Annotated in this window: 6 protein-coding genes and 1 pseudogene; all 7 read right to left on the bottom strand. The window is 50.0% G+C overall.

The window, feature by feature from the left end; translation table 11 throughout:
* A partial coding sequence (locus tag B3W37_RS03640) for an arsenosugar biosynthesis-associated peroxidase-like protein (RefSeq protein WP_483174814.1) occupies nt 1–266 on the bottom strand: 266 nt, incomplete at its 3' end.
* Between the two features lie 143 nt (nt 267–409).
* Entirely contained in the window at nt 410–961 is a 552-nt protein-coding gene (locus tag B3W37_RS03645) for a TIGR03943 family putative permease subunit (protein ID WP_483171827.1), read from the bottom strand.
* Nucleotides 958–1788: a metal ABC transporter permease gene (locus B3W37_RS03650; RefSeq protein WP_483174815.1), complete on the bottom strand. Its 831-nt coding sequence runs from the start codon at nt 1786–1788 to the stop codon at nt 958–960. The genes B3W37_RS03645 and B3W37_RS03650 overlap by 4 nt, the downstream gene beginning before the upstream one ends.
* Complete coding sequence (locus B3W37_RS03655) at nt 1781–2491, bottom strand: metal ABC transporter ATP-binding protein (RefSeq protein WP_483174816.1); 711 nt, start codon at nt 2489–2491, stop codon at nt 1781–1783. Before B3W37_RS03655 ends, B3W37_RS03650 begins: the two co-directional genes overlap by 8 nt.
* Nucleotide 2492: 1 nt before the next feature.
* Nucleotides 2493–3482, bottom strand: coding sequence for a metal ABC transporter substrate-binding protein (locus B3W37_RS03660; RefSeq protein WP_483171830.1), 990 nt, complete (start codon nt 3480–3482; stop codon nt 2493–2495).
* A 122-nt stretch (nt 3483–3604) separates the two neighbouring features.
* On the bottom strand, nt 3605–3886 hold the full coding sequence (locus tag B3W37_RS03665) for a hypothetical protein (protein ID WP_483174817.1): 282 nt from the start codon (nt 3884–3886) through the stop codon (nt 3605–3607).
* Between the two features lie 145 nt (nt 3887–4031).
* Nucleotides 4032–4611: pseudogene (locus tag B3W37_RS03670) on the bottom strand (precorrin-6B methylase); the annotation flags it as partial.

A 4611-nucleotide genomic window follows, 5' to 3' on the forward strand; every position in this document is an offset into this window, starting at 1 on the left:
ATTGCCGCCGCTGCATGAACGGCCTCAATCATCTGCTCCTGGTTAACACCCATTTCCAATAATGTTCTGGTATAGGAATCGATGCAATAAGGGCATTGTACTGCATGAGCGACTCCAAAAGCAATCAAAGCCTTTTCTCTGGCAGTCAGCGCACCCTCCGCAAATACCTGGCTATAATAAGCTATGAATTTCTCCCAAAGTACTTTTGCGTCTTCACCCATGTTCTCAAATTGAGCTAAATCTTCCGGATTATAATAGGTTTTCATTTTGACATGAGCCCTCCTACTCTAAATATATTTTATATTAAGTATATAATATTTTTATATATGATAATATCTATTTTAAAGCACTGCCTAATGCTTGAGACGATTAAGTTAATTTCACCTGAAACTACATTGGATCATAAGGGTCATTGCGAAACATATTCCGCGCCGCGCGTAGGCAACACCGTCAGCGAAGTAAGAGCCAGCCGCAGATATTTGTTTCCGTCCTCCTCGTATTCCTCCAGGACCCCCACGGCTTCAACCCAGTCGTCCTGTTTGGGGTAGTCTTTATTCCAAATCACTTCAAAACCGGCGTTGGCGTCAATCCCGCAGCAGCCGGGCCCATAGCGAATAACAGAGTAATATGTCACCCCGGTTTCGGGAACCTCAAAGATGCTGAAAATCCCCTGGTATTTTATTGTTTTGCCTATATAATCCTCGGCGTTAAAGTAGATGTCATTGGTTTGCGCAATGAACATTTTCTCTTTTATTTCTAAAACGTCTTTACTCGCGGCCTGAACCGTTGAGTCGTCAACTTCAATGTTATCGGAATCCGCTGTCTGCACGCTGTTGTCCGTCAGATTCACAGCCGGTGTGCCGTTTCCGTTTTTTTCACTCTGATTCACGGGCGATTGCCCCTGGCAGCCCGACAGAGCAAGAATCACACAAACGGAAATCCATAATATCTTCTTTTTCATGTACGCACCCCTCTTTTTTTTAGTGCTGCTGCCGCCCAGAATGCCAGGAACACGACGATGTTTACAATGACCACGCTGGCGCCCGTCGGCGTTGCTTTGATGTATGAAATGACCACGCCGGCAAAAAAGCATATCACCGAAACGGCGGCGGAGCATATGGTCACGCTCTTGAACTTTTTACACACCCGCATAGAGGTGAGCGCGGGGAAAATGATGAGGCTGGAAATCAACAGCGCCCCCATCATTCTCATGCCAAGTACAATGGTAATCGCTGTCAGGAAGGCGATAAGCATATTATAAAGCCCGGTTTTCACGCCGGTGGCCTGTGCGAATGTTTCATCAAACGTGACAGCGAATATTTTGTTGTAAAACAGGATGAAAAGCGCAAGCACCACGATGGCCAGGACGATGCTCAAAACAACATCGTCCTTGCTCATGGCCAGAATGGTGCCGAACATATAATTGCAAACGTCCGTATTCATGCCTGTAGTAAGGGATATGACCACAACGCCAATCGCCAGCGAGCTTGTAGAGATGAGCGCGATAGCGGCATCACCCTTGATTTTACTGTTTTCGCTGATCCGCAGGAGCAGGAATGCAGCCAGCACCACGACAGGAATGGAAACCGTCAGCGGCGCCGCGTTCATCGCTGTGGCAATGGCCAAAGCGCCAAATCCCACATGGGAAAGCCCGTCGCCAATCATAGAGTAGCGTTTCAGCACCAGGCTCACGCCTAAAAGTGCCGCGCAGAGCGATACCAGCAGACCAACAATGACCGCCCGGACCAGGAAGGTATAGGAGAACATCTCTAGCAAGGTGTTAAGCATTCCGCTCACCTCCCAAAAATCCAGCGCCGACACTGGAGTTCACATATTCCTCTGTTTTTCCGAAAAACACCTGCCTGTTCTTTAAATGAAGGATATGGGTGGCGTATTTTATCGCGCCGTGAATGTCATGCGAGACCATGATGATGGTCTCGCCCGTTTCACGGTTGATTTTTTCAATGAGCCGGTAGAGTTCCTGCGTAACCACAGGGTCAAGCCCGGCGACCGGCTCATCCAGCAGCAGTACCTTTCGGGCCGCGCAGAGCGCCCGTGCCAGCAGCACCCGCTGCTGCTGGCCACCGGATAATTCCCGGTAGCACCTGTTTCGCAGATTCCATATGTCGAGGCGTTTGAGGTTTTCCTTGACTGCGGCTTTGTCCGTTCGTGAATAAAAAGGCAGAATACCCCTTGCGCTGAGCCGTCCAGATAATACCACCTCATGAGCACTGGCGGGGAAATCCTTTTGCGCGGCGGTTTGCTGCGGCAGATAACCGATTTCATTTGCTCGAAGTCCATCACCCATCAAGACGCTTCCCTGCTGCGGGGCCTTCAGCCGCAGCAAGCCCTTGATGAGCGTGCTTTTGCCCGAGCCGTTCTCCCCCACAATACAAAGATAATCTCCGCTGTGAACTTCAAAATTCAGCCCGCTTACGGCGATGTTGCCTTCATAGGCAAAGGAAGCGTCCCGGCAGGTGATGAGAGCCATATTATTGCAATGCCTCCTTCAAGGCATCCACGTTGCCCGCCATCAAATCGAGGTAGCTTTTTCCACTTTCATAATCCGTTTTGGAGATGTTGTGGCAGGCGTGGAGCAACAGCACCTTAGCACCGGTCGCTTCACTGATGGTATTTGCGATTTTGCCGTTTGACAACTCAACGTGGAATACTACGGGAATATTCTCATTTTTGACCTTATCAATCAGGAAGGCCACAGTTGCGGCGCTGCATTCCGTTTCCGCGGAACAACCGGGGAAAGCTGCAAAATAGTCCAGCCCATAGGCATCCGCAAAGTAGCGGAAGGGGAAACGGTCGCCGAACACGATGGTTTTGCGCTTGGCGTTATTCATCACATCTTGGAACGCCGCATCCAGTTCATCCAGTTCGCTCAGGTAAGCCGCGGTGTTTTGCTGATAGGCGGAAGCATTTGCGGGATCAGCCTCGCAGAGGGCGGCGGATATTTTCTGAACAATCAATTTCGAGTTTTGGGGCGAAGTCCAGACGTGCTCGTCATATTCCGGCCCCTCAGGCTCATTGGAGTCGGCAGGTTCTTCTTCCTCCTCTTCCTCTTCTTCCATGCCTTCAACGATTTCTTCCTCGACGACCTCTACACAATCCATCAAGGCAACGATTTTCATTTTACTGGTGTCCATCGACTCCAGCACCTCGTTCACCCACTCGTCGGATTCCCCGCCGACATAGAGAAATAAATCGCAGTTTTGGATTTTGATGATGTCCTGCGGGGTAGGCTCAAAGGAATGGCTTTCGGAAGCCGGGGGCAGGAGCATGGTCACGTCGGCCTTGTCTCCTGTAATTTCGCGTGTAAAATCATAGGGCGGGAAAATCGTGGCGACGACACTGATATTCTTCTCGCCGTCGGTGGATAAGGTATTTTCGGCGGGCTTGTTGAATCCGTCGCAACCGGTCAAGGTCACGGCGACGAGCAGCACCGCGAGTATAAATAAAATAAATCGCTTCATATGAGTAAAACCTCCGTTTATTTTTATCTGTAGGCATAAAAATACCAGGAACCGCTGGCAGCCGCTTGAAAAAGGCGCAACAACCCCTCAAACGGGCACAACACTTCCTTACGAAGGTTATTTCAATTATTTAATCGGACTTTTAAGCTGACCAGGGTATAAAAGCTTATATGGCAAGAAATATGCTCTAAAGCAGAAAGGACGGCAAGCAGGCTCCCCAACCCAAGCGCGGAGCCGGCCAAAGGCGTGGAAAGTTGTTTGAGCAGATTCCCAGCAGCCATCATGTGGGTGCAGGTCGCACAGCTTCCGTCCGCACCATTGTGATCGTGCTCATGATTGGCATGGGTCAGGATAAAAGCGGCTGAAAGCAGGGATGCGGTAATAAAGAGGATGCATACAGCCAAGGCAATCAGCCTTACCGCCGGCCGCGCCCCGCATCGTTTATACTGCGCTGAATGGATGTCAATTGTAGTACAGCACATAACTGCCCCTACTCCCAACGTATATTAAGATTTATCAGCCTGGCCGGAGCGGAGCGCATCGTTATTGCTATCTCTTAAGGCTTTTGGCCGAGATCAGCCAGGGAGCCGGAAACGGCTCCACCATTTTTTTGCTGTTGACTCGCGATACCTCTATATGGATTGCTTCCGTGCGCTCCAGACCGTTTTCCTTAAACAATGCCGGAAGAGAGGTTAGTACTTCGAAGTCCAAAGTGTAGATCACAAAATCCATGGCCGGATTGACGGCCAGCAGATTCTTTATTTCACTGCCTATCCGCGGCGAACCCACAATAAACGCTATGTCCGGCACCGGCAGCTCATCCAGGATGCCGTCCTGCAGAGACTCAACGATTATCACATTGCTCAGGCCAAATTTCTCAACATTGCATTTCATGGTATTCCAATCCCTGCGGTCATATTCCACAGCGATGACAGTGCCCTCAGCAGCGATAATGGCGGCTTCCACCGCGATGCTCTCACCTGAAATTATAACTATATTATCCTGGTCCCGCAGGTTGAGCTTATTCATTATGACAGCCCGAACTTCCCGGCACACATACTGAACCGATCCGCAGGAGAAACGGCTGTTCTCCATGCCTATCTGATAATTCGTGGCAGCGTTGGGATTC

The sequence above is a fragment of the Syntrophomonas sp. UBA5494 genome, assembly GCF_002426325.1.